The 24,916-nt window shown below is 61.7% G+C and carries 27 protein-coding genes; 21 read left to right on the top strand and 6 right to left on the bottom strand.

Annotation, left to right across the window (positions count from 1 at the left end; all coding sequences use genetic code 11):
* Positions 1-60: 60 nt before the first annotated feature.
* Positions 61-942 (top strand): DMT family transporter, encoded by an 882-nt coding sequence (locus TU82_RS00810; RefSeq protein ID WP_057721251.1) that lies wholly within the window; start codon positions 61-63, stop codon positions 940-942.
* 115 nt (positions 943-1,057) lie between these two features.
* Here the strand turns inward: TU82_RS00810 and TU82_RS00805 are convergent, their stop codons facing one another.
* The gene (locus TU82_RS00805) at positions 1,058-1,918 is read right to left on the bottom strand and encodes a DMT family transporter (protein WP_057721250.1); all 861 of its coding nucleotides are present in this window, start codon (positions 1,916-1,918) and stop codon (positions 1,058-1,060) included.
* Between the two features lie 420 nt (positions 1,919-2,338).
* Between TU82_RS00805 and TU82_RS00800 the strand changes: the two genes are divergently transcribed.
* Both TU82_RS00800 and TU82_RS00795 read left to right on the top strand, forming a co-directional pair.
* Positions 2,339-3,130, top strand: coding sequence for a CPBP family intramembrane glutamic endopeptidase (locus TU82_RS00800; RefSeq protein ID WP_057721249.1), 792 nt, complete (start codon positions 2,339-2,341; stop codon positions 3,128-3,130).
* A 205-nt stretch (positions 3,131-3,335) separates the two neighbouring features.
* Complete coding sequence (locus TU82_RS00795; protein WP_057721248.1) at positions 3,336-4,901, top strand: methyl-accepting chemotaxis protein; 1,566 nt, start codon at positions 3,336-3,338, stop codon at positions 4,899-4,901.
* Between the two features lie 95 nt (positions 4,902-4,996).
* Here the strand turns inward: TU82_RS00795 and TU82_RS00790 are convergent, their stop codons facing one another.
* A complete protein-coding gene (locus TU82_RS00790) occupies positions 4,997-5,689 on the bottom strand; it encodes an alpha/beta family hydrolase (protein WP_057721247.1) in 693 nt (230 codons plus the stop codon).
* Positions 5,690-5,768: 79 nt separating this feature from the next.
* Here TU82_RS00790 and ccoN (TU82_RS00785) point away from each other — a divergent pair, with 79 nt between their 5' ends.
* The 16 genes from ccoN (TU82_RS00785) (at position 5,769) to hemN (ending at position 20,498) form a co-directional block, all read left to right on the top strand.
* Positions 5,769-7,193 carry a cytochrome-c oxidase, cbb3-type subunit I gene (ccoN, locus tag TU82_RS00785; protein ID WP_057721246.1) on the top strand — a complete coding sequence of 475 codons (1,425 nt, stop codon included), beginning with the start codon at positions 5,769-5,771 and terminating at the stop codon, positions 7,191-7,193.
* Between the two features lie 10 nt (positions 7,194-7,203).
* Positions 7,204-7,812, top strand: a complete 609-nt coding sequence (gene ccoO / locus TU82_RS00780) for a cytochrome-c oxidase, cbb3-type subunit II (RefSeq protein WP_057721245.1) — start codon at positions 7,204-7,206, stop codon at positions 7,810-7,812.
* Positions 7,813-7,815: 3 nt separating this feature from the next.
* A complete protein-coding gene (locus tag TU82_RS00775; RefSeq protein ID WP_057721244.1) occupies positions 7,816-8,016 on the top strand; it encodes a cbb3-type cytochrome oxidase subunit 3 in 201 nt (66 codons plus the stop codon).
* Positions 8,013-8,924: a cytochrome-c oxidase, cbb3-type subunit III gene (gene ccoP / locus TU82_RS00770; RefSeq protein ID WP_057721243.1), complete on the top strand. Its 912-nt coding sequence runs from the start codon at positions 8,013-8,015 to the stop codon at positions 8,922-8,924. The genes TU82_RS00775 and ccoP (TU82_RS00770) overlap by 4 nt, the downstream gene beginning before the upstream one ends.
* 421 nt (positions 8,925-9,345) lie before the next feature.
* The gene (gene ccoN, locus TU82_RS00765; protein ID WP_057721242.1) at positions 9,346-10,788 is read left to right on the top strand and encodes a cytochrome-c oxidase, cbb3-type subunit I; all 1,443 of its coding nucleotides are present in this window, start codon (positions 9,346-9,348) and stop codon (positions 10,786-10,788) included.
* Positions 10,788-11,396 (top strand): cytochrome-c oxidase, cbb3-type subunit II, encoded by a 609-nt coding sequence (ccoO, locus tag TU82_RS00760; RefSeq protein ID WP_025854274.1) that lies wholly within the window; start codon positions 10,788-10,790, stop codon positions 11,394-11,396. Before ccoN (TU82_RS00765) ends, ccoO (TU82_RS00760) begins: the two co-directional genes overlap by 1 nt.
* A gap of 5 nt (positions 11,397-11,401) precedes the next feature.
* On the top strand, positions 11,402-11,587 hold the full coding sequence (locus tag TU82_RS00755; RefSeq protein ID WP_003193169.1) for a CcoQ/FixQ family Cbb3-type cytochrome c oxidase assembly chaperone: 186 nt from the start codon (positions 11,402-11,404) through the stop codon (positions 11,585-11,587).
* A complete protein-coding gene (ccoP, locus tag TU82_RS00750; protein ID WP_057721241.1) occupies positions 11,584-12,561 on the top strand; it encodes a cytochrome-c oxidase, cbb3-type subunit III in 978 nt (325 codons plus the stop codon). Before TU82_RS00755 ends, ccoP (TU82_RS00750) begins: the two co-directional genes overlap by 4 nt.
* A 152-nt stretch (positions 12,562-12,713) precedes the next feature.
* Complete coding sequence (locus TU82_RS00745) at positions 12,714-12,968, top strand: type II toxin-antitoxin system Phd/YefM family antitoxin (protein ID WP_057721240.1); 255 nt, start codon at positions 12,714-12,716, stop codon at positions 12,966-12,968.
* Positions 12,968-13,378: a type II toxin-antitoxin system VapC family toxin gene (locus tag TU82_RS00740; protein WP_057721239.1), complete on the top strand. Its 411-nt coding sequence runs from the start codon at positions 12,968-12,970 to the stop codon at positions 13,376-13,378. Before TU82_RS00745 ends, TU82_RS00740 begins: the two co-directional genes overlap by 1 nt.
* Before the next feature lie 207 nt (positions 13,379-13,585).
* Positions 13,586-14,989 carry a cytochrome c oxidase accessory protein CcoG gene (gene ccoG, locus TU82_RS00735; RefSeq protein WP_057721238.1) on the top strand — a complete coding sequence of 468 codons (1,404 nt, stop codon included), beginning with the start codon at positions 13,586-13,588 and terminating at the stop codon, positions 14,987-14,989.
* Between the two features lie 15 nt (positions 14,990-15,004).
* Positions 15,005-15,544: a FixH family protein gene (locus TU82_RS00730; RefSeq protein ID WP_057721237.1), complete on the top strand. Its 540-nt coding sequence runs from the start codon at positions 15,005-15,007 to the stop codon at positions 15,542-15,544.
* Positions 15,545-15,656: 112 nt separating this feature from the next.
* Positions 15,657-18,101 (top strand): heavy metal translocating P-type ATPase, encoded by a 2,445-nt coding sequence (locus TU82_RS00725; RefSeq protein ID WP_057721236.1) that lies wholly within the window; start codon positions 15,657-15,659, stop codon positions 18,099-18,101.
* Between the two features lie 22 nt (positions 18,102-18,123).
* The gene (gene ccoS, locus TU82_RS00720) at positions 18,124-18,336 is read left to right on the top strand and encodes a cbb3-type cytochrome oxidase assembly protein CcoS (RefSeq protein WP_057721235.1); all 213 of its coding nucleotides are present in this window, start codon (positions 18,124-18,126) and stop codon (positions 18,334-18,336) included.
* On the top strand, positions 18,329-19,012 hold the full coding sequence (locus TU82_RS00715) for a sulfite exporter TauE/SafE family protein (RefSeq protein WP_057721234.1): 684 nt from the start codon (positions 18,329-18,331) through the stop codon (positions 19,010-19,012). Before ccoS ends, TU82_RS00715 begins: the two co-directional genes overlap by 8 nt.
* 103 nt (positions 19,013-19,115) lie before the next feature.
* Entirely contained in the window at positions 19,116-20,498 is a 1,383-nt protein-coding gene (gene hemN, locus TU82_RS00710) for an oxygen-independent coproporphyrinogen III oxidase (RefSeq protein WP_057721233.1), read from the top strand.
* Between the two features lie 6 nt (positions 20,499-20,504).
* Here hemN and TU82_RS00705 read toward each other — a convergent pair whose 3' ends face one another.
* On the bottom strand, positions 20,505-20,999 hold the full coding sequence (locus TU82_RS00705) for a hypothetical protein (protein WP_072024051.1): 495 nt from the start codon (positions 20,997-20,999) through the stop codon (positions 20,505-20,507).
* A 156-nt stretch (positions 21,000-21,155) separates the two neighbouring features.
* Between TU82_RS00705 and fnr the strand changes: the two genes are divergently transcribed.
* Positions 21,156-21,890 carry a fumarate/nitrate reduction transcriptional regulator Fnr gene (fnr, locus tag TU82_RS00700; RefSeq protein ID WP_057721232.1) on the top strand — a complete coding sequence of 245 codons (735 nt, stop codon included), beginning with the start codon at positions 21,156-21,158 and terminating at the stop codon, positions 21,888-21,890.
* A 78-nt stretch (positions 21,891-21,968) separates the two neighbouring features.
* Positions 21,969-22,517 (top strand): adenine phosphoribosyltransferase, encoded by a 549-nt coding sequence (locus TU82_RS00695; protein WP_057721231.1) that lies wholly within the window; start codon positions 21,969-21,971, stop codon positions 22,515-22,517.
* A 185-nt stretch (positions 22,518-22,702) separates the two neighbouring features.
* On the opposite strand, the gene recR is transcribed toward TU82_RS00695, so the two are convergent.
* From recR to TU82_RS00680, 3 genes are all read right to left on the bottom strand, one after another.
* A complete protein-coding gene (recR, locus tag TU82_RS00690; RefSeq protein ID WP_057721230.1) occupies positions 22,703-23,305 on the bottom strand; it encodes a recombination mediator RecR in 603 nt (200 codons plus the stop codon).
* Between the two features lie 66 nt (positions 23,306-23,371).
* Positions 23,372-24,406: an NADP-dependent oxidoreductase gene (locus TU82_RS00685; RefSeq protein ID WP_057721229.1), complete on the bottom strand. Its 1,035-nt coding sequence runs from the start codon at positions 24,404-24,406 to the stop codon at positions 23,372-23,374.
* 131 nt (positions 24,407-24,537) lie between these two features.
* Positions 24,538-24,876: a YbaB/EbfC family nucleoid-associated protein gene (locus TU82_RS00680; RefSeq protein ID WP_057721228.1), complete on the bottom strand. Its 339-nt coding sequence runs from the start codon at positions 24,874-24,876 to the stop codon at positions 24,538-24,540.
* Positions 24,877-24,916 lie beyond the last annotated feature (40 nt).

Below are 24,916 nucleotides of genomic sequence, written 5' to 3'. Positions count from 1 at the left end.
CGATTGTGCCGACCGAAACGCTGGGCAACACTCCGCCGCCCGATTACGTAGGAGTTTTCCGTGAGACCTGTCGACACCCTGTACTTGCTGGGACTGGCCGCCATCTGGGGGGCGAGTTTCCTGTTCATGCGCATCATTGCGCCGGAAATCGGCAGCGTGCCGACCGCGTTTTTCCGCGTATCAATCGCTGCCGCCGGATTGTTGGTGATTCTTGCGATTATGCGCGTGAACTGGGATTTCAAGGGCAAGTTCAAGACCATTTTACTGCTGGGCGTGATCAACTCCGGGATTCCGGCGACCCTGTATTCGGTAGCCGCACAGGTGTTGCCGGCGGGTTACTCGGCCATTTTCAACGCCACTACGCCATTGATGGGCGTGTTGATTGGCGGGATGTTTTTCAGTGAACGCCTGACGCCGTCGAAAATCGCCGGGGTGTGCCTGGGCCTGTTCGGCGTGGGCGTGCTGACCCGTGCGGGTCCGGTAGCTTTTGACATGGACTTGTTGACGGGGGCGCTGGCGTGCCTTTTGGCCACCACCTGCTATGGCTTTGCCGGATTTCTCGCACGGCGCTGGCTGGATCAGCGCGGTGGGCTGGACAGCCGCCTGTCCGCGCTGGGCAGCATGCTCGGCGCGACGTTGTTTTTGCTGCCGTTGTTCGCTTACAGCACCATCAGCCAGCCGCCAGCGAGCTGGGGTGGCTGGCAGGTGTGGCTGTCCTTGCTGGGGTTGGGCCTGGTGTGTACGGCGTTCGCCTACATTCTGTATTTCCGCCTGCTGTCATCCATTGGCCCGGTCAAGTCGATGACCGTGACCTTCATGATTCCGCCGTTCGGCGTACTGTGGGGCGCGTTGCTGCTGGACGAGCCGCTGTCGATGGCCCACGTATACGGCGGGGTGTTGATTGCCGGGGCGTTGTGGTTGGTGCTGCGCCCGGCCAAATAACAACTGCGTTGCAGGAGCGAGCCTGCTCGCGAAAAATCCGAGAGCACCCTGTTCATTCAGGATGCCCTCGTAGTCGTTGATGTTCTTCGCGAGCAAACTCGCGCCTGCAGGGGGGCTAGTTCTTACGGAATACGAACACCAAACCAACGATGATCAACGCCATCCCCAACAGGCTCAACAGAGCCAGCCGGTTGCCGAAGATCAGGTAGTCCATCACCGCCGTCACCGCCGGCACCAGATAGAACAAACTGGTGACATTCACCAGGTTGCCGCGGGCGATCAGCCGATACAGCAACAGCGTCGCCAGCACTGACACCACCAGCCCCATCCACAGTACCGGCAGGTAAAAGCCCGCCTCGTGTTCAAAGTGAAATGGCTGGAACGGCACGAACACTGCGCACAACAGCATCCCGGCCAGGTATTGCAACGGCAATGTGCCCAACGGGTTGTCGGTGATGCGCTTTTGCATGATCGAGCCAAACGTCATGCTCGCCAGCGCCAGCAGCCCGAACAGCATCCCGGCCAGGGACATGCCCGCCAGCCCGATGCCCTGGTACACCACCATGATCAAGCCGGCCAGCCCTAACCCGAGGCCGAACAGCCGGCGCCAGGAGCGCTGGCGCTCCATCAGCACCACGGTGAGGATCGGCTGGACGCCCATGATGGTCGCCATCACCCCGGGGGTGACTTTGAGGTCCAGGGCCAGCAGATAGAAAATCTGATAGGCCCCCAACAACACCAGGCCCGTCGCCGCCGCATACAGCATGGGCTTGCCGGGACGTGGCAGCGTCAACTTGAGGAGCGGTACCAGCAGCACCAACCCCAACAGGGCGATGGCAAACCGGATCAGCAGAAAGGCAAAGGGCGAAGCATGCGCCAGGCCCAACTTGGAAAAAATCGCCCCGCTGCTCCATAGCAGAACGAACAAGCTCGTCGAGGCCGCCGCGGCCACGGATTGTTTCGAAAGAACAGACATGAGTTACCACCTGTCATCAGGCAAAAAAGCCGACTCAGTAAGGACTGAATTTCAGTAGGTTTTTTTCAGGCAGGCACCGGACGGCAGCGAATCGCTGATCAGCCCGAAATGCCCAAACCCGGCGGTGATACGACTGCGTACACCGGCGTGCTACTGACAGGTGGGGGGGTAGTGACTGATCTGCGCAGGCTGCTCGGCGCCGCACGGCACGACCACAGCGTTGACCGCTGAATCGACTACCGCTATGCGCTGGGAAGCTGGCATGTGCTGATCTTTTTGAAGGGATAAAGACGCGACGACTATAACCAGCCGCAAATACATTTTGCAATCCTTTCCCCTCACCCTGTGCGTGGCGGAGTTTTCATGCCGCCCAGGCAGACCGCTCGTTATAATGCCGCCCAGTTTATTCAAGGATTGCACATGATTGCTCTGCCCTGGCTGTACCTCACCCTACTTTCCATTGGCTATGTCGTGGCCTTGATCTACGGCCAACTGGGCGTACTGGCCGCGGTCTCCATCGCACTGCTGTTAGTAGCCGGGTACGCCGTACGCCAGCAACGCAACCCTTGGGCACGCTACCTGGGCCACGGCTTGTTTATCGTCCTGGCCCTGGGCCTGGCGATGCACTGGTTGCCGGGGTTCCACAATGGCCGCGCCATCGCGCCTCAGCGCTTCACCCCAGACGCGGTGCCGTTCTCGATGTACCTGAACCAGGACAAACCGCTGATCGGCTTCTGGCTATTGCTGGCCTGCCCGTGGATTGTGGCGCGCCGCTCACTGCGCCTGTCGATCTGCGTTACGGCCGTGGCCCTGACCCTGGCCGCCATCGCCGCCCTGGGTGGTGCAGCGCTGCTAGGGATGATCAGTTGGGCGCCGAAATGGCCGGACGAGGCGTGGCTGTGGGTGTTGAATAATCTGCTGTTGGTGACGCTGGTCGAAGAAGCGCTGTTTCGCGGGTATATCCAGGGCGGCCTAAGTCGGCGCTTCAAACACCTGCCCTACGGCGAGAACCTCGCGCTGCTGCTGGCCTCGCTGTTATTCGGCCTGGTGCATTTTGCTGCGGGTTGGCAGTGGATGCTGCTGGCGAGTATTGCCGGCGTGGGTTACGGCCTGGCCTATCGCTTTGGTGGTTTGGGCGCGGCGATTGCCACGCATTTTGGCTTGAATCTGCTGCACTTCGGGTTGTTCACCTACCCTATGCTCGCCGGCTAAACCTGCGTTACTGTAGGAGCGAGCTTGCTCGCGAAGGACGTCAACGCTAACGCAGGCATCCTGAATGAACGCGTTGCCCTTGAGTGCTTCGCGAGCAAGCTCGCTCCTACAGGGGCAACGCTGCTCGCTGGATTGTTGCAAAAATAAGTTAAATAAACGCCCGGCATGGCCGATAACCCGTGAAAGCCTTGCGGATTGAACAATCATGCGTAATAACCAACCCGTTACCCAGCGCGAACGTACCTTCCCCGCTCAGCAACGGTTGATCTCCACCACAGACGCCAAGGGTGTGATCACCTACTGCAACGACGCCTTCGTCGAAATCAGTGGGTTCACCCGCGATGAACTGGTCCGTGCCCCGCACAACCTGGTGCGTCACCCGGACGTTCCGGCGGCGGTGTTCGCGCACATGTGGTCGACGCTCAAACAAGGCTTGCCATGGATGGGCATTGTCAAGAATCGCTGCAAGACCGGTGATCACTACTGGGTTAACGCCTATGTGACGCCGATTTTCGACGGCAACCAGGTGATCGGCTACGAATCGGTGCGCATCAAGCCCACCGCCGAGCAGATCCGCCGGGCCGAAGCGCTCTATCAACGCATCAACCAGGGCAAGTCGGCCGTTCCTCAGCGGGACAAGTGGCTGCCGGTGCTGCAGGACTGGCTGCCGTTTATTTTGGTCAGCCAGTTGAGCTTCATGATCGGCGCGACCCTCACTTCCCAGTGGGGCTTTGCCCTCGCGGCAGGGTTGTCGGTGCCACTGGGCCTGCTGGGCCTGAGCTGGCAGCAGCGCGGCCTCAAGCGTTTGCTGCGCCTGGCCGAACAGACCACCTCCGACCCGCTGATCGCGCAAATGTACACCGACAGCCGTGGCGCCCAGGCGCGCCTGGAGATGTCGATCCTCAGCCAGGAAGCGCGTCTGAAGACCTGCCTGACCCGCCTGCAGGACACCGCCGAACACCTCAACGACCAGGCGGCGCAGTCCAACACCCTGGCGCACAACAGCTCCAGCGGCCTGGAGCGCCAGCGCGTGGAGACCGAACAAGTCGCCACGGCCGTCAACCAGATGGCGGCCACTACCCAGGAAGTCGCCAGCCATGTGCAGCGCACGGCGGATGCCACCCAGGAAGCCAATCGCCTGACCGGTCGCGGCCGCGACATCGCCGGGGAAACCCGCGAGGCGATCCAGCGCCTGTCGGTGGCGGTGGGCGAAACCGGTGTCACCGTCACGCAACTGGCCAAGGACAGCGATGAAATCGGCGGCGTGGTGGATGTGATCAAAGGCATTGCCGACCAGACCAACCTGCTGGCATTGAACGCCGCCATCGAAGCGGCGCGCGCCGGTGAGATGGGCCGTGGGTTTGCGGTGGTGGCTGATGAGGTGCGCCAGTTGGCGCAACGCACCGCCGAATCGACCGGGCAGATCCATACCCTGATCGCCAAGCTGCAAAGCACCGCGGCCGCAGCCGTGCAAACCATGGACGCCGGGCATCGCCAGGCCGAAGAGGGTGTGGCACGGGTGATGGAAGCGGATCAGGCGTTGGTGGGCATCAGTGAGGCGGTAGCGAATATCACCGACATGACTACCCAGATCGCTGCTGCTACCGAAGAGCAAAGCGCAGTGGCCGAAGAGATCAGCCGCAATATCAGCACCATTGCGCTGTTGGCGGATCAGACCTCGGAGCAGGCGATGAACTCGGCGCAGTTGAGTGAAGAGCTGACGCATACGGCCAATACCCAGTATTCGCTGGTAGAGCGTTTTAACCGGTAGACCGCTATCGGGGGCAAGCCCCCTCCCACATCCGACCGAGTTCCAACGTTGGAATGTGGTCAAAATGTGGGAGGGGGCTTGCCCCCGATAGGGCCCTAACAGGCACCCAGAAACTCAGCCACTCGCACCGCCGCAGCCTCCAGATGCTGCTCATGGGTAAACCCCGACGCCTTCAACGGCTTCAAATCATGATCCCCCGCCACCAACCACATCACCTCGATACTCTGCGACACGTCATACCCCTCCACCGCCGCCCGATTACCCAGCGCATCCCGCTCCCCCTGCACAATCAGCGTCGGTGTCTTAAGCGCAGCCAAATGTTCGACCCTGGGTTTCTCCGGCTTGCCCACCGCATAGAACGGATACCCCAGGCACACCAACCCATCGGCACCCAGCTCATCGGCCAACAAACTGGCCATGCGCCCGCCCATGGATTTGCCGCCAATCGCCAGTTTCCCAGCGACATGGCGTCGCACCTGCGCATACACCTCACGCCAGCATTCCAGCAGTTTCGGCGCCGGATTCGGCGGGCGCTTGCCGCCGTCCGAACGGCGCTGGACCATGTAGGGAAACTCGAAGCGCAATACGCTCACACCATGCCCGGCAAGGCGCGCAGCCATGTCGTTCATGAATGCCGAGTCCATCGGCGCACCGGCGCCGTGGGCCAGGATCAGCGTGACAGGCTGGCCTGAAGGTGCCTGCGCCGCGACATCCCATAACCAGCCGCGTTCGTGCACACACTGTGCCCATTGATCCCCGTCAATACTGGCCTTGTGCTCTTTGCCCATGCTTGCCTCGCTTTTTAGTCTGCCTATAACTCCAGCCCAAGTGCCGCATCTGCTTGGGTTGAACCGTGGATGGGGAACCATGAACACTACTTTAAGTACCGCCTATAACTACAAGGTGGTCCGCCAATTCGCCATTATGACGGTGGTGTGGGGCATCGTCGGCATGGGGCTCGGGGTTTTTCTCGCGGCCCAATTGGTCTGGCCTGCGCTCAACTTCGATTTGCCCTGGACCAGCTTCGGTCGCCTGCGCCCGCTGCACACCAACGCGGTGATCTTCGCCTTCGGGGGCTGCGCGCTGTTCGCCAGCTCCTTCTACTCGGTGCAGCGCACCTGCCAGACAACGCTGTTCGCGCCGAAAATCGCCGCGTTCTGCTTCTGGGGCTGGCAACTGGTGATCCTACTGGCCGCAATCACCTTGCCGCTGGGCTACACCAGTTCCAAGGAATACGCCGAGCTGGAATGGCCGATCGATATCCTGATCACCATCGTCTGGGTCGCCTATGCCGTCGTGTTCTTCGGCACGATCATGAAACGCAACACCAAGCATATCTATGTGGGTAACTGGTTTTTCGGTGCCTTCATCATCACCGTGGCGATCCTGCATATCGTCAACAACCTGGAAATTCCGGTCAGCCTGACCAAGTCCTACTCGCTGTACGGCGGTGCGACGGATGCCATGGTGCAGTGGTGGTACGGCCATAACGCGGTAGGTTTTTTCCTCACCGCAGGCTTTCTCGGGATGATGTACTACTTCGTGCCCAAGCAGGCCGAACGCCCGGTGTATTCCTATCGCTTGTCCATCGTGCACTTCTGGGCGCTGATCACCCTGTATATCTGGGCCGGCCCGCACCACTTGCACTACACCGCCTTGCCGGACTGGGCGCAGTCGCTGGGCATGGTGATGTCGTTGGTACTGCTGGCCCCGAGCTGGGGCGGCATGATCAACGGCATGATGACGCTGTCGGGCGCCTGGCATAAGTTGCGCAGCGACCCGATCCTGCGCTTTCTTGTGGTATCCCTGGCGTTCTACGGCATGTCGACCTTCGAAGGCCCGATGATGGCGATCAAGACCGTCAACGCCCTCTCCCACTACACCGACTGGACCATCGGCCACGTACACGCCGGTGCGCTCGGTTGGGTGGCAATGATTTCCATCGGCGCGCTGTACCACATGATCCCGAAAGTCTTCGGCCGCGAGCAGATGTACAGCCTCGGCCTGATCAACGCGCACTTTTGGCTGGCCACCATCGGCACCGTGCTCTACATCGCCTCGATGTGGGTCAACGGCATCGCCCAGGGCCTGATGTGGCGTGCGGTCAACGAAGACGGCACCCTCACTTACTCCTTCGTCGAAACCCTGGTGGCCAGTCACCCAGGCTTCATTGTGCGGCTGGTGGGCGGTGCGGTGTTCCTCAGCGGCATGTTGCTGATGGCCTACAACACCTGGCGCACCGTGCGTTCGGTGCAGCCTGTCGAAGCCATCCCTGTCGCGCAGCTGGCCTGAGGAGTCGATGATGAAACACGAAACGATTGAAAAGAACGTCGGCCTGCTGATGCTGCTGATGGTGCTCGCCGTGAGCATCGGCGGCCTGACCCAGATCGTCCCGCTGTTCTTCCAGGACGTGACCAATAAGCCGGTGGAAGGCATGAAGCCCTATACCGCGCTGCAACTGGAAGGCCGTGACATTTACATCCGCGAAGGCTGCGTGCAGTGCCACTCGCAGATGATCCGCCCGTTCCGCGCCGAGACCGAGCGCTACGGCCACTATTCGGTGGCCGGCGAAAGCGTGTGGGACCATCCGTTCCTATGGGGCTCCAAACGCACCGGGCCGGACCTGGCCCGCGTGGGCGCACGCTACTCGGACGACTGGCACCGCGCGCACCTGTACAACCCGCGAAACGTGGTACCGGAGTCGAAAATGCCGGCTTATCCGTGGCTGGTCACCGCCGCCGTCGACAGCAGCCACACCGAGACCAAGTTGAAGGTGATGCGCACCCTCGGCGTGCCGTATACCGACGACGACATCACGGGCGCGGTCGCCAGCCTCAAGGGCAAGACCGAGATGGACGCGTTGGTCTCCTACCTGCAAGTGCTCGGCACTGCCATCAAGAGCAAGAGGTGAGCCATGGGATTTGAATTCGATGCGGGCACCATCCGCGGCCTCGGCACGCTGGTGGTGGCCATCGCCTTTATCGGCCTGTCGCTGTGGGTTTTCAACAACCGGCGCAATGCGGAGTTCGAGCAGGCGCGCCTGCTGCCGTTCGCCGATGAACCTTCTTCACACAATGCTCAAGAAGAGCCTGCAACAAGGAGCAACCAGCCATGACCCTGTTTTGGAGTACATGGATCTGCGTATTGACCCTGGGCAGCCTGATCGGGCTGACCTGGCTGTTGATCGGCACCCGCAAGGGCGAAACCCGCGGCAGCGTCGACCAGACCATGGGCCACGCCTTCGACGGGATCGAGGAATACGACAACCCGCTGCCCCAGTGGTGGTTCATGCTGTTCGTCGGCACCCTGATATTTGCCGTCGGCTACCTGATCCTCTACCCGGGCCTGGGCAACTGGAAAGGTGTGCTGCCGGGCTATGAAGACGGCTGGACGTCGGCCAAGGAATGGGACAAGGAAATGGCCAAGGCCGACACCAGGTTCGGGCCGATCTTCGCCAAATTCGCGGCCATGCCCGTGGAAGAAGTGGCCAAGGACCCGCAAGCGTTGAAGATGGGCGGTCGCCTGTTCGCGTCCAACTGCGCGGTGTGCCACGGCTCGGACGCCAAGGGCGCGTATGGCTTCCCGAATCTGGCGGACAATAACTGGCGCTGGGGCGGTTCGGCCGAGGCGATCAAGGCCACCATCATGAACGGGCGCCACGCGGCGATGCCGGCCTGGGGCGAAGTGCTGGGCGAGGATGGCGTGAAGAATGTCGCCGCGTATGTACGCCACGACCTGGCCAAACTGCCACTACCGGCCGACAGCACCGCTGACCTCGCGGCGGGCCAGGCCACCTTCAACACCACCTGCGTCGCCTGCCACGGCCCGCAAGGCCACGGTGTGGAAGCCATGGGCGCGCCTAACCTGACCGAGCCAGCAGGGTTCATCTACGGCACCAGCCTGGCGCAGTTGCAGCAGACCATCCGGCACGGCCGCCAAGGCCAGATGCCGGCACAGGACGTGCTGCAAGGCAATGACAAGGTGCATCTGCTGGCGGCCTATGTGTATAGCCTGACCCATTAGCACCTGTAGGAGCGAGCTTGCTCGCGAAGAACGTCAATACAACGCGATAGACCAGACTGACCGCGTTACCGTTGACGTTTTTCGCGAGCAAGCTCGCTCCTACAGTGTTGCGACATTCGCGACCACGTGTCACACCCTGCCATAGCCCAGCTTTCCCCTCCTCATATTCGGGTCTACGCTTGTTCCTGCAGTGGGCCAATCCTGGCGTACGCGACGGTATCCGTTGCGCCCTCGAAATTTCCTGTCCACTCGATCAGCTTTAGAATTCTGATCTTATCCTTACACAAAACAGGGAAAGGGCGCAGAATCTGGCGTGGAACGCCTTGATACAGGTCAGTCATTGCGTTGCAATGGCCCCTCGCTTTCTACATACTTGCGGCCGATTTTACCTATAAAAATACTTAAACCGTGGAACCTTAGAATGAGCACAGCAATCAGTCCGACTGCTTATAACTATAAGGTCGTCCGCCAGTTCGCCATCATGACGGTGGTCTGGGGGATCCTTGGCATGGGGCTCGGGGTGTTCATCGCCTCGCAACTGGTCTGGCCGCAATTGAATTTCGACCTGCCCTGGACGACCTTCGGCCGCCTGCGCCCGCTGCACACCAACTTGGTGATCTTCGCCTTTGGTGGCTGCGCCTTGTTTGCCACCTCCTACTACGTCGTGCAACGCACCTGCCAGACGCGATTGATCTCCGATGGCCTTGCCGCCTTCACCTTCTGGGGCTGGCAGGCGGTCATCGTCGGCGCCATCATCAGCCTGCCGCTGGGCTACACCACCACCAAGGAATACGCCGAGCTGGAATGGCCGATCGCCATTTTGCTCGCCATCGTGTGGGTGACCTACGCCGTGGTGTTCTTCGGCACCATCGTCAAGCGCAAGACCAAGCACATCTATGTCGGCAACTGGTTCTACGGGGCGTTTATCCTGGTCACGGCGATGCTGCATATCGTCAACCACGCGTCCTTGCCGGTGAACCTGTTCAAGTCCTATTCGGCCTATTCCGGCGCGACGGATGCGATGATCCAGTGGTGGTACGGCCACAACGCCGTAGGTTTCTTCCTCACCACGGGCTTCCTGGGGATGATGTATTACTTCGTGCCCAAACAGGCCGAGCGTCCGATCTATTCCTATCGCCTGTCCATCGTGCACTTCTGGGCGCTGATCACCCTGTACATCTGGGCCGGCCCCCACCACCTGCATTACACCGCGCTGCCGGACTGGGCGCAGTCACTGGGCATGGCGATGTCGATCATCCTGCTGGCACCCAGCTGGGGCGGCATGATCAACGGCATGATGACCCTGTCGGGCGCCTGGCATAAGCTGCGCACCGACCCGATCCTGCGTTTTCTGGTGGTGTCCCTGGCGTTCTACGGCATGTCGACCTTCGAAGGGCCGATGATGGCGATCAAGACCGTCAACTCGCTGTCCCACTACACCGACTGGACCATTGGCCACGTACACGCCGGGGCCCTGGGCTGGGTGGCAATGATTTCCATCGGCGCGCTGTACCACATGATCCCCAAGCTGTTCGGCCGCGCACAGATGCACAGCGTCGGGCTGATCAACACGCACTTCTGGCTGGCAACTATCGGCACCGTGCTCTACATCGCCTCGATGTGGGTCAACGGCATCACCCAGGGCCTGATGTGGCGTGCGATCAACGATGACGGCACCCTCACGTATTCCTTCGTCGAAGCGCTGCAAGCCAGCCACCCGGGCTATATCGTCCGCGCCCTGGGCGGTGCGTTCTTCGCCGCCGGCATGCTGTTCATGGCCTACAACGTCTGGCGCACCGTGCGTGCCTCCGACCCGGCGCAAGCTGAAGCCGCCGCCAAGATCGCCGTTGTGGGAGCCCACTGATGAAGCATGAAGTCGTCGAGAAGAATATCGGCCTGCTGGCCTTCTTCATGGTCATCGCCGTGAGCATCGGCGGTCTGACCCAGATCGTGCCACTGTTTTTCCAGGACGTGACCAACAAACCGGTCGAAGGCATGAAGCCGCGCACCGCCCTCGAACTGGAAGGCCGCGACGTGTATATCGCCAACGGTTGCGTGGGCTGCCACTCGCAGATGATCCGCCCGTTCCGCGCCGAAACCGAACGCTACGGCCACTACTCGGTGGCCGGTGAAAGCGTGTGGGACCATCCGTTCCTGTGGGGTTCCAAGCGTACCGGCCCGGACCTGGCCCGGGTTGGCGGGCGTTACTCAGATGACTGGCAGCGTGCGCACTTGTACAACCCGCGCAACGTGGTGCCCGAGTCGAAAATGCCGGCGTACCCGTTCCTGGTGGAAAACAAGCTCGACGGCAAGGACACTGCGAAAAAGATGGAAGTCCTGCGCACCCTGGGCGTGCCCTACACCGACGAAGACATCGCCGGTGCAGCCGCAGCCGTGAAGGGCAAGACCGAAATGGACGCATTGGTGGCCTACCTGCAAGGCCTTGGCACCCTCATCAAAAGCAAACGGTGACCGGCATGGATATCGGCATGATTCGCGGCCTGGGCACTGTTGTGGTGATGGTGGCCTTTATCGGCCTGGCGCTGTGGGTGTTCAGCCCACGGCGCAAATCGGAATTCGACGACGCGACCATGCTGCCCTTTGCAGATGATCCCGAAGCCATCAAGCACGTCGAGCAAGCGTCTAGGAGTAACAAAGAATGACTACGTTCTGGAGTCTGTACGTCACAGTCCTCAGTCTGGGTACCATCTTCGCCCTGACCTGGCTGCTGCTGTCGACCCGCAAGGGCCAGCGCGCCGAGCAGACGGACGAGACCGTCGGCCACTCGTTCGATGGGATCGAGGAATACGACAACCCGCTGCCCAAATGGTGGTTCATGCTGTTTGTCGGCACCATCATCTTCGCCCTCGGCTATCTGGTGCTGTACCCGGGCCTGGGCAACTGGAAAGGCCTGCTGCCGGGCTATAACTACCTCGACAACGACAAGCAAACCGCGTTTGCCAACGGCCAGACCGGCTGGACCGGCGTGCATGAATGGGAAAAGGAAATGGCCAGGTCGGAGGCCAGGTTCGGGCCGATCTTCGCCAAATTCGCCTCGATGCCGATTGAAGAAGTCGCCAAGGACCCACAAGCCCTGAAAATGGGCGGCCGCCTGTTCGCTTCGAACTGCTCGGTGTGCCACGGTTCCGACGCCAAGGGCGCCTACGGTTTTCCCAACCTGACCGACGCCGACTGGCGCTGGGGCGGTGACCCGGCAACCATCAAGCAAACCATCATGCAAGGCCGCCACGCAGTGATGCCAGGCTGGGCCGAAGTGATCGGCGAGCAAGGCGTGGCAGACGTAGCGGCCTTCGTGGTGACCAACCTCGACGGCCGCAAACTGCCCGAAGGCGCCAGGGCCGATGCCGCCAACGGCGAGAAACTCTTTGCCGCCAACTGCGTGGCCTGCCACGGCCCGGCCGGTAAAGGCACTCCCGCCATGGGCGCGCCGGACCTGACGCATCCAGGTGCGTTCATCTACGGTTCGAGCTTCGCCCAGTTGCAGCAGACCATCCGCTATGGCCGCCAGGGCCAGATGCCGGCGCAGGAGCAACTGCAAGGCAATGACAAGGTGCACTTGCTGGCGGCGTATGTGTACAGCTTGTCCCATGGGGAGAAGAAGGCCGAGGAGCAGTAAGCCCTCGAATACAACTTCGAATACAACTAAGCCCCGCCCAGCGAAAACTGGCGGGGCTTTGTTGTTTCTGGCTCCCAGGAACTCATGACTTGCCACGCGCAACCATCAAGTAGTAACGTAACTACATCAAGCCCGACAAAGGGGGGTACCCCATGACCATCACGACGATTTCCAGCCGCGAGTTCAACCAGGACACAAGTGGTGCCAAAAAAGCCGCCCGCAACGGCCCGGTTTTTATCACCGATCGCGGCAAGCCCGCCCATGTACTGCTAAGCATTGAGGACTACCAGAAACTCACAGGTCTGAACGCCGACATCGTTGACCTGTTGGTGATGCCGGAAGCGGCCGATATCGACTTCGAAACCGAACGCGCCGTGATCATTCATCGACCCATGGACCTTTCTTGATGTATCTACTCGACACCAATGTAATCTCTGAACTGCGTAAACCCCAGGCTGATGCAAAGGTCGTTGCCTGGGCCAAAAGCGTGATAGCGCCGCGTATGTTTATTTCGGCGATCACGTTGAAGGAACTGGAAACCGGCGTCCTGCGCATCGAGCGGCGAGACCCGGCTCAGGGGAAGGTATTGAGGAACTGGCTCAGGCGTCACGTGATGCCCGCCTTCGATGCCAGAATCCTGCCCGTCGACGCGGCCGTCGCATTACGCTGCGCACACTTGCATGTTCCAGACCGGGCCAACGAAAGTGACTCATTGATTGCCGCAACTGCTCTGGTTCATGGGCTTACCGTGGTCACGCGTAACGTCAGCGATTTCAAATCCAGCGGCGTTGCGCTGATCAATCCATGGGACGAATGACCATCCAGCGAGCAAAAACCGTCCATACTTCACAAGTCAATTGATCCAGATCACGTACACCATCAATTGATTTCCCCCAACGCGACCAAAGGTCGCACCCTTCGCACACTACCGGGGGCGTATCATTAGGCCACTGCAACACCCTTAATTTGACCCCGGTTGGCACGTACTGGCCGAGGCAAATGTCCACCGCCGTGGGATGCAATGATGAGCGACCAGATACCGGTACACGACGTTACCCCGCCTGCCAAAGCCGTCGACCTCTACGCTTCGCGAGAGAAGATTTATACCCGCGCCTTCACCGGCCTGTTCCGCAATCTGCGCATGCTCGGGGGTGCGGGTCTGTTCCTGCTGTACTTCGGTACGGTGTGGCTGAACTGGGGCGGTCATCAGGCGGTATGGTGGAACCTGCCGGAGCGTAAGTTCTTTATTTTTGGCGCCACCTTCTGGCCTCAGGATTTCATCCTGTTGTCGGGCATCCTTATCGTCGCGGCGTTTGGCCTGTTCTTCATCACGGTGTACGCCGGGCGCGTGTGGTGCGGTTATACCTGCCCGCAAAGCGTGTGGACGTGGATCTTCATGTGGTGCGAAAAGGTCACCGAAGGCGACCGCAACCAGCGCATCAAGCTGGACAAGGCACCCATGGGCGCCAACAAATTCCTGCGCAAGTTGAGCAAGCACACGCTGTGGCTGCTGATCGGTTTTGTCACCGGCATGACCTTCGTCGGCTACTTCTCGCCGATCCGCGAACTGGTACTGGACTTCTTCACCGGCCAGGCCGACGGCTGGTCGTACTTCTGGGTGGGCTTCTTCACCCTCGCCACCTACGGCAACGCCGGCTGGCTGCGCGAACAAGTGTGCATCTACATGTGCCCCTATGCGCGTTTCCAGAGCGTGATGTTCGACAAGGACACGCTGATCGTGTCCTACGACCCACGCCGTGGCGAAGTGCGTGGCCCACGCAAGAAAGGGGTCGACTACCAGGCCCAGGGCCTGGGCGATTGCATCGACTGCACGATGTGTGTGCAGGTGTGCCCCACCGGTATCGACATCCGCGACGGCCTGCAGATCGAGTGCATCGGCTGCGCCGCCTGTATCGATGCCTGCGACACCATCATGGACAAGATGGACTACCCGCGCGGCCTGATCAGCTATACCACCGAGCACAATCTGTCCGGGCAGAAAACCCATAAACTGCGCCCGCGCCTGATCGGTTACGCCCTGGTGTTGCTGGCGATGATCAGCCTGCTGGTGGCCGCATTCTATATGCGTTCGCTGGTGGGCTTTGATGTGAGCAAGGACCGGGTGCTGTACCGCGAAAACGCCGAAGGCCGCATCGAGAACGTCTACAGCCTGAAGATCATGAACAAGGATCAGCGCGACCACACCTACGTGCTCGACGCCGCCGGCCTGCCCGACCTCAAGCTGCAAGGCCGGCGCGAAATCAAGGTGGCCGCCGGCGATATCGTCAGCATGCCGGTGGAGTTGTCCAGTGCTCCCGAGCAATTGCCGTCGAGCACCAACGAGGTCACGTTCATCCTCGAGGACGCCGACGACACCAGCGTTCACATTGAAGCCAAGAGCCGATTCATCGGCCCACAAGTTCGTTAGACAGGGAATACAAGAATGCCCGCAACCACTGCCGCAAGCCCTTGGTACAAGCACCTCTGGCCCTGGATCATCATCGCCATCCTCGCCTGCTCGGTGACGCTGACCTTGTCCATGGTGACCATCGCGGTGAATAACCCGGACAACCTGGTCAACGACAACTATTACGAGGCCGGCAAAGGCATCAACCGCTCCCTGGACCGCGAACGCCTGGCCCAGACCCTGCAACTGCGCGGCAAGCTGCACCTGGACGAACTGACCGGTGAAGTCGAACTGCACCTCACCGGCTACAGCAACCCGAACACGCTGGAACTGAACCTGATCTCCCCGACCCAGCCGCAGAAGGATCGCAAGATCAACCTGACCCGCAGCGACAGCGAACCCGGCCGCTATATCGGCCAGGTCACCGACAAGGTCGAAGGCCGGCGCTTCGTGGAATTGCTCGGCGTGGAAGGCGACAAGACCTGGCGCCTGTTCGAAGAAGAAGAGGTCAGCCACGACAAGGACTTGCTGCTCGGAGACGAACCGTTGCAGGGTGCCGAAGACCTGAAGAAGTAAACGATCGCGCTTCGCGCATCGCGGGCAAGCCCACTCCCACATTGGAACGCGTACCCCTGTGGGAGTGGGCTTGCCCGCGATGAGGCCCTTCCAGCCACCAAAGATCCCGACCATGACCACCCCCTGCTACCACTGCGCCCTGCCCGTCCCCGCCGGCAGCCGGTTCACCACCGACATCCTCGGCGCGCGCCGCGAACTCTGCTGTCCGGGCTGCCAGGCGGTGGCCGAGGCGATAGTGGCCGGCGGGCTGGAAAGCTATTACCGGCACCGCAGCGAAGCCTCGGCCAACCCCGAGGCATTGCCGGTGCAACTGCTCGATGAATTGGCGCTGTACGACCGCGCCGATGTGCAAAAGCCATTCGTACGCCACTCGGGTGAACTCGCTGAAATCACCCTGCTCATGGAAGGCATCAGTTGCGCGGCCTGTGGCTGGTTGATCGAGAAACACCTGTGCAGCCTGCCCGCCGTGGCCGAAGCGCGGCTGAACCTGTCCAACCACCGCCTGCATGTACGCTGGGCCGACGCGCAGTTACCGTTGAGCCAGGTGCTCAGTGAACTGCGCCATATCGGCTATGCCGCCCATCCCTATCAAGCGGACCGTGCCGCCGAACAACTGGCCGGTGAGAATCGCCTGGCCCTGCGTCAACTGGGCGTTGCCGGGTTGCTGTGGTTCCAGGCCATGATGGCGACCATGGCCACCTGGCCGGAATTCAATATCGACCTCAGCCCTGAGCTGCATGTAATCCTGCGCTGGGTCGCGATGTTTCTTACAACACCGATCGTGTTCTACAGCTGCGCACCGTTTTTCAAAGGCGCGCTGCGCGATCTGCGCACACGCCACCTGACCATGGACGTGTCAGTGTCCCTGGCCATCGGCGGAGCTTATCTGGCGGGAATCTGGACGGCGATCACGGGCGTGGGTGAGCTGTACTTCGACGCGGTCGGCATGTTCGCGCTGTTCCTGCTGGCCGGACGTTACCTGGAACGGCGCGCCCGCGAACGCACCGCCGCCGCCACCGCGCAGTTGGTCAACCTGCTGCCCGCCTCGTGCCTGCGCCTGGGCGCGGATGGCCAGAGCGAACGCATCCTGCTGGGCGAACTGGTCGTGGGTGACCGGGTGCTGGTGCACCCTGGCGCGGTGCTGCCGGCGGACGGCGTGATTGTCGAAGGCCAGTCCAGCGTCGACGAATCCCTGCTCACCGGCGAATACCTGCCGCAGCCCCGGCACGTCGGCGACGCGGTCACCGCCGGCACGCTCAATGTGGAAGGCGCGCTGAGCGTCCAGGTGCGCGCTTTGGGCCATGACACGCGTCTGTCCGCCATCGTGCGCCTGCTGGAGCGCGCCCAGGCCGAGAAACCGCGTCTGGCGCAGATCGCCGACCGCGCCGCGCAGTGGTTTTTGCTGGGCTCCCTGCTGGCGGCTGCGGTGATCGGCCTGGTGTGGTGGCAGCTGGATCCATCACGGGCGTTCTGGATTGTCCTGGCCATGCTGGTCGCCACCTGCCCGTGCGCACTGTCCCTGGCGACACCCACCGCCCTCACCGCCGCCACCGGCACGCTGCACAGCCTTGGCTTGCTGCTGACCCGCGGCCATGTGCTGGAAGGCCTGAACCAGATCGACACGGTGATTTTCGACAAGACCGGTACGCTCACCGAAGGGCGCCTGGCCTTGCGCGCCATCCGGCCCTTGGGCGAACTGGACAGCGACCAGTGCCTGGGCCTCGCCGCCGCGCTGGAAAACCGCTCCGAACACCCGATTGCCCGTGCCTTCGGCCGTGCGCCCGTGGCGGCCTGTGACGTATCCAGCAGCCCCGGCCTCGGCCTGGAAGGCCGTGTGGGCGAACGCCTGTTGCGCATCGGTCAACCAGGTTTTGTCTGTGAACTCAGCGCCTGCCCGATCCCGGCGTCACCGGACGAAGCGGGCCAATGGCTGCTGCTGGGCGATCAACGCGGCGCGCTCGCCTGGTTCGTGCTCGACGACCGCCTGCGCAGCGATGCGCCGGCCCTGCTGGCGGCGTGCCAGGCGCGCGGCTGGCGCACCTTGCTGTTGTCGGGAGACAGCTCGCCGATGGTCGCCAGTGTCGCGGCTGAGTTGGGCATCGATGAAGCCCACGGCGGCCTGCGTCCCGACGACAAGCTGCAGGTGCTGCAACGCCTGCATCGAGAAGGCCGCACAGTGCTGATGCTCGGCGACGGCGTCAACGATGTGCCGGTACTGGCCGCTGCGGATATCAGCGTGGCGATGGGCTCGGCCACCGACCTGGCGAAAACCAGCGCCGATGCGGTGCTGCTGTCCAATCGCCTGGAGGCACTGGTGCAGGCGTTTACCCTGGCGCGACGCACGCGCCGGGTCATCATCGAAAACCTGCTGTGGGCCGGGTTGTACAATGGCCTGATGCTGCCATTCGCGGCCCTGGGGTGGATCACCCCCATCTGGGCGGCGATCGGCATGTCCCTCAGTTCGTTGACGGTGGTGCTCAATGCCCTGCGCCTGACTCGCCTGCCGAGTGCGCCGGCCGTTGGCGCCCCCCTGATCAATCGTCCGCTGCCGGCATGAGCCGCGCGGGCCTGGAGTGCAGATGCCAGCTCTATACGTGATGATTCCGGCGGCGCTGCTGTTAGTGGGCGTGGCCATCTACATCTTCTTCTGGGCCGTGGACAGCGGCCAGTACGAAGACCTCGACGGCCCGGCCCACAGCGTGCTGTTCGACGACCAGGACCCGAATCACCTGGCCGCCATCGACGAAGCCAACCGCGCCGAGCAGCCGCCCAAGGAACCGCCCCATGCTTGAGCTGGCGCCCATGCTGGTCTCTGCGCTGATCCTCGGCCTGCTTGGCGGCGGCCATTGCCTGGGCATGTGCGGCGGGTTGATGGGGGCGCTGACCCTGGCAATTCCCAGGGAACAGCGCAGCCGCCGTTTTCGCCTGCTGCTGGCGTACAACCTGGGGCGCATCCTCAGTTATGCCCTGGCGGGGTTGCTCATCGGACTGGCCGGCTGGGCCGTGGCCAACAGCCCGGCGGCGATGTTCATGCGCGTGCTCGCCGGGCTGCTCTTGATCAGCATGGGCCTGTATCTGGCCGGCTGGTGGAGCGGCCTGACCCGTATCGAAAGCCTCGGTCGCGGCCTGTGGCGACATATCCAGCCGATTGCCAACCGTTTGCTGCCGGTCTCCAGCCTGCCCCGCGCTTTACTGCTGGGCGCGCTGTGGGGCTGGTTGCCATGCGGGTTGGTCTACAGCACCCTGCTCTGGGCCGCGAGCCAGGGCAATGCGTTGGACAGCGCGCTGCTGATGCTGGCGTTCGGCCTGGGCACATGGCCGGTACTGCTGGCGACCGGGCTGGCCGCCGAGCGTGTCACCGCGTTGTTGCGCAAGCGCAGCGTGCGCATGGCCGGTGGCTTGCTGGTCATTGTCTTCGGGATCTGGACCCTCCCCGGGCCGCACCAGCACTGGCTGATGGGGCATTGACCGGCCCTGTGGCATAGCGCCGCTCCCCGTTGATGCAAATCAACATGCCCTTCTCACCCTGCACCTAGACTCGGCCCACCAGCCAAACCCGGGGACCGCCCGCATGCTCGACGCCATTCGTTGGGACACCGATCTGATTCACCGCTACGACCTGGCGGGGCCGCGCTATACGTCCTACCCCACCGCCGTACAATTCGACAGCCAGGTCGGCACCTTCGACCTGCTCCATGCGCTGCGCGACAGTCGCAAAGCCACGCGGCCCTTGTCGCTGTATGTGCACGTGCCGTTCTGCGCGAACATTTGCTACTACTGCGCCTGCAACAAGGTGATTACCAAGGACCGTGGCCGCGCCCAGGCCTATTTGCAGCGCCTGATGCAGGAGATCCAGCAGGTGGCCTGCCACCTCGACCCGAAACAGCCGGTGGAGCAACTGCACCTGGGCGGCGGCACGCCGACTTTTCTCAGCCACGACGAATTGCGCCAGGTGATGACACACTTGCGTCAGCACTTCCATTTGCTCGACGACGATTCGGGCGACTACGGCATCGAGATCGACCCTCGCGAAGCCGACTGGGCAACCATGGGCCTGCTGCGCGAACTGGGCTTCAACCGCGTCAGCATCGGCCTGCAGGACCTCGACCCCGAGGTGCAACGGGCGGTCAATCGCCTGCAAAGCCTGGAAGAAACCCGTGCTGTGATCGAAGCGGCGCGCACCCTGCAATTTCGCTCGATCAATATCGACCTGATCTACGGCCTGCCCAAGCAGTCGCCGCTGAATTTTGCGCGCACCGTGGAGGAAGTCATCCGTCTGCAACCCGACCGCCTGTCGGTGTTCAACTACGCACACCTGCCGGAGCGCTTCATGCCCCAGCGGCGGATCAACTCCGATGATCTGCCTTCGCCGGCAGAAAAGCTGTTGATGCTGCAAACCACCATCGAACAACTGACCCAGGCCGGCTACCGCTATATCGGCATGGACCACTTCGCCCTGCCGGACGACGAACTGGCCATCGCCCAGGAGGAAGGCAAGCTGCAACGCAACTTCCAGGGCTACACCACCCATGGACACTGCGATCTGATTGGGTTGGGCGTGTCGGCGATCAGCCAGATCGGCGACCTGTATTGCCAGAACAGCAGCGATCTCAACGGTTACCAGAACGCCTTGGCGGGCGCGCAACTGGCGACCAGCCGTGGTTTGATCTGCACCACGGATGACCGCTTGCGACGGGATGTGATCCAGCAGTTGATCTGCAATTTCAGCCTGGGATTCGCGGGGATCGAACAGGCATACAACATCGACTTTCGCGGCTATTTTGCCGAGGTGTGGCCGCAACTGGAGACGATGGCCACCGATGGTTTGATCGAGTTGGACGCCCGGGGCATTCGTGTACTGCCGGCCGGGCGCTTGCTGGTGCGTTCGGTGTGCATGGTGTTCGATGCCTACCTCGAGCACCAGAACCGGCAGCGTTTCTCACGGGTGATCTGAAACTACCTACGCCATCGCCAGGGAGGCGGCCTTCATTGCGTCGTCGCCACTGAGCCCCTTCATGGCCTTGCTCAACGAGCCCTGCGCCGTGACGAGGCTCGCGTTCAGCGCGGCAAGCGCACTCTGCAGATTATTGACCTTGACCCTGGCCTGCTCCGGAGAAAGGGATTTATCGGCCATGACAGCGGCCAGTTCGGCCTGCTTTTCTGCAATCTGTTTCTTGATCTCGCGGATCATCTTCAAGACTTCCTGAACATCGTTGGGCAGGCCGCTTTCCTCGATGTCACTGTTGGACTGCTTGGTGTCACTGATCGCCAGTAAGGCCGCTCCGGAGAACGTCACTTTCACGCCTTCCTCCGCCTTGGTACTGAGGGGCGCTGACGTAGCGTCCTTCAGCTCCTTGGCAGCCGCAGCCGATTTGGCCTCCGCCACCCGATCTTTCGGCTCCGGCAAAGGCAGCGCGCTGAGGCTTGCCGAGGTATTGGCACCGATGGAAATCATGGGTCTGGCTCCATATTCAAAGAGTATCGTCACTTTGTATCGGCCATGACACACGAACCTTTATACCCCTGAGGCTTTTTTGTACACGCTGGCCTCAGCTACCCCCAGTGCGTTACCCTTACGTCTTATGTGTGTTTTCCCACAAGGATTTAAGAAATGTCCGAGCCAGTCAAACTGCGCGCTCACAGCCAGGCTCATTGCAAGGATTGCAGCCTGGCCCCCCTCTGCCTGCCACTTTCGCTGAATCTGGAAGACATGGATGCGCTGGACGACATCGTTAAACGCGGCCGCCCGCTGAAGAAAGGCGAGTTCCTGTTTCGCCAGGGCGACACGTTCGATTCCGTCTATGCAGTACGTTCGGGCGCGTTGAAGACGTTCAGTCTCAGCGACGGCGGCGAAGAGCAAATCACCGGCTTCCACTTGCCCAGCGAACTGGTCGGCCTGTCGGGGATGGACACCGAGATGCACCCCGTGTCGGCCCAGGCCCTGGAGACCACGTCGGTGTGCGAAATTCCTTTCGAGCGCCTCGATGAGCTGGCCGTGCAGTTGCCACAGCTGCGCCGTCAGTTGATGCGCGTCATGAGCCGCGAGATACGTGACGATCAACAGATGATGCTGCTGCTGTCGAAGAAAACCGCCGACGAGCGCATCGCAACGTTCCTGGTCAACCTGTCGGCGCGCTTTCGCGCCCGTGGGTTTTCGGCCAACCAGTTCCGACTGAGCATGTCGCGCAATGAAATCGGCAATTACCTGGGCCTTGCGGTGGAAACCGTGTCCCGGGTGTTTACCCGCTTCCAGCAGAACGCGTTGATTGCCGCCGAGGGCAAGGAAGTGCATATCCTCGACCCCATCCAGCTGTGCGCGCTGGCCGGTGGCTCCCTGGAAGTGTGATCCGGGATCTGCGGCCGAGCGAACCCGCAAGGCCGCAGGTATACTTCGGGTCCGTTTTCCGCCCAGGACTCTTCGACGATGACTTTCGATTCGTTCGACATCAAATCCCTGATTCGCCCCGTCATCGACTTCCCCAAGCCTGGGGTGATCTTCCGTGACATCACCCCGTTGTTCCAATCGCCCCGCGCCCTGCGCCTGGTCGCCGACAGCTTTGCCCAGCGTTATGTCGAAGCCGACTTCAGCCATATCGGCGCGATGGATGCGCGTGGCTTCCTGATCGGCTCGATCGTCGCCTACCAGCTCAACAAGCCACTGATCCTGTTTCGCAAGCAAGGTAAATTGCCGGCTGACGTGCTGGCTGAGGCCTACCAGACCGAATATGGCGAAGCGCTCCTCGAGGTTCACGCCGACAGCCTTTGCGACGGTGACTCGGTGCTGATGTTCGATGATTTGATAGCGACCGGTGGCACCCTGATTGCGGCGGCGAACCTGGTGCGGCGCATGGGCGCACAGATATTTGAAGCAGCGGCGATTATCGATTTGCCGGAGCTGGGTGGGTCGCAGCGGTTGGAAGATATGGGCATTCCCACGTTCTGCCTGACGCAGTTCGGGTTGACCGAACGGTAGTTTTTGTCAGGACGGGCCCCATCGGGAGCAAGCCCCCTCCCACATTCGACCGAGTTCCAAGTTTGGAATGTGGTCAACATGTGGGAGGGGGCTTGCCCCCGATAGCGGAGTGCCAGTCAACAAATTCATTGCTGATCCACCGCGATCGGGGGCAAGCCCCCTCCCACATTGTTTTGTAGTGGCTGTTAGAGAGCGATCGGCTTGCGGCCGGCGAACGAGTGCGCCAACGTGCCGCCGTCGACCAATTCAAGCTCGCCACCCAGGGGCACGCCATGGGCGATACGCGAAGTGATCAACCCCTTGTTGATCAGCAATTGGGCGATGTAATGCGCCGTCGCTTCGCCTTCAACCGTAGGATTGGTCGCCAGGATCACCTCGGTAAACGTACCCTGCTCTTCAATCCGCGCCACCAGTTGCGGAATGCCGATGGCTTCCGGCCCCAGGCCATCCAACGGCGACAGATGGCCCTTGAGCACGAAGTAACGCCCGCGGTAACCGGTTTGCTCCACGGCGTACACATCCATCGGCCCCTCCACCACGCATAGCAGGGTATCGTCGCGCCGTGGGTCGGCGCATTGCGGGCAGAGTTCTTCTTCGGTCAGGGTGCGGCATTGGCGGCAGTGGCCAACGCCGTCCATGGCCTGGCTCAGCGCCTGGGCCAGGCGGGTGCCGCCGCTGCGATCGCGCTCCAGCAGTTGCAGCGCCATGCGCTGGGCAGTTTTCTGGCCGACGCCCGGCAAGGTACGCAGGGCGTCGATCAGTTGGCGAATCAGGGGGCTGAAGCTCATGGGCGAAGGGTCCGACAAAACAACGAGACGCGGTTTATACCCGCGCCTCGGATTAGCGTCAAATGCTCAATCCTGTGCGACGCGCACGACCAACTTGCCGAAGTTGCGCCCCTCGAGCAAACCGATAAAGGCTTCGGGCGCCTGCTCCAGGCCATCGACCACGTCTTCACGGAACTTGATCTTGCCCTCGCGAACCCAGGGCGCCATGGCGCTGAGGAACTCCGGCTGGCGATCACCATAATCATCAAACACGATAAAGCCCTGGATACGCACGCGCTTGGTCAGCAAGGTGCGCTGCAGCGTCGGCAGACGATCCGGGCCGCTTGGTGCTTCATGGGCGTTATACCCGGCGATCAGCCCGCACAGGGGCACCCGCGCCTTGGGGTTGAGCAGCGGCATCACCGCATCGAACACCTTGCCGCCGACGTTCTCGAAATAAATGTCCACGCCATTGAAACAGGCCTGGGCCAGCTCATCGGCAAAATTTTCGCTCTTGTGGTCGATACAGGCATCGAAACCCAGCTCATCGACCACGTAGCGGCACTTGTCCGCACCGCCGGCAATGCCCACCACGCGCAAGCCCTTGAGTTTGGCGACCTGACCCACCACAGAGCCCACCGCACCGGAGGCCGCCGCCACCACCAGGGTTTCACCGGCCTTGGGCTGGCCGATGTCCATCAGGCCCATGTAGGCGGTCATGCCCGGCATGCCCAGCACCCCCAAAGCCATTGATGGGCTGGCCAGGCCGTTGGGCACCGGCATCAGGTTGCGGCCATCGGAGATACTGTGGCTTTGCCAGCCGGTGGAGCCCACGACCAGATCGCCCACCTCGAACTTCGGGTTACGCGATTGCTCGACACGGCTGACCGCACCACCGGTCATCACGTCGTCGATTTCCACGGGCGCTGCGTAGGACGGCGCGTCGCTCATGCGTCCGCGCATGTAGGGGTCCAGCGACAGGTAGAGTGTCTTGAGCAGCACCTGGCCGTCGGCCAGCTCTGGCAGGTTTACGCGTTCGAGACGAAAATTTTCCGGGGTCGGCGCGCCTTGAGGGCGTGAGACCAGGACGATGCGTTGGTTCAGTGTGGGTTCTTGAGGCATCAGGGGCTCCTTGGCGATGCATGCGTATAGGGTGCAGACCCTGCTTGCTGTGCCAGGGTTCAGATCTTATGGGCACAAACAAAAATGCCAGGCACGAGGCCTGGCATTGGAGTGCAGCTAAAGCCTGCCGATCAGAACGGCAGCTTCATGCCCGGTGGCAGTTGCATGCCGGCGGTCATGCCGCCCATTTTTTCCTGGCTGCTGGCTTCGATCTTGCGCACTGCGTCGTTGACGGCCGCGGCGAACAAGTCTTCCAGCACCTCACGGTCGTCATCGCTGACGCCCTCGAGCAGGCTTGGGTCGATGCTGACGCGCTTGATGTCGTGACGACCAGTCATCACCACGCTGACCATATCGCCACCGGCTTTACCGGTGACTTCGGCGTTGGCCAGTTCTTCCTGCATCTTGGCCATCTTTTCCTGCATCTGCTGCGCCTGCTTCATCAGGCCGGCCATGCCACCTTTCATCATGGGAATCACCTCAAAAGTACGTGGATCAAAAAGTCGCCCG

This window comes from Pseudomonas orientalis, from assembly GCF_001439815.1.
GTDB lineage: Bacteria > Pseudomonadota > Gammaproteobacteria > Pseudomonadales > Pseudomonadaceae > Aquipseudomonas > Aquipseudomonas orientalis.
This window is presented reverse-complemented; position numbering and strand designations above follow the sequence as displayed.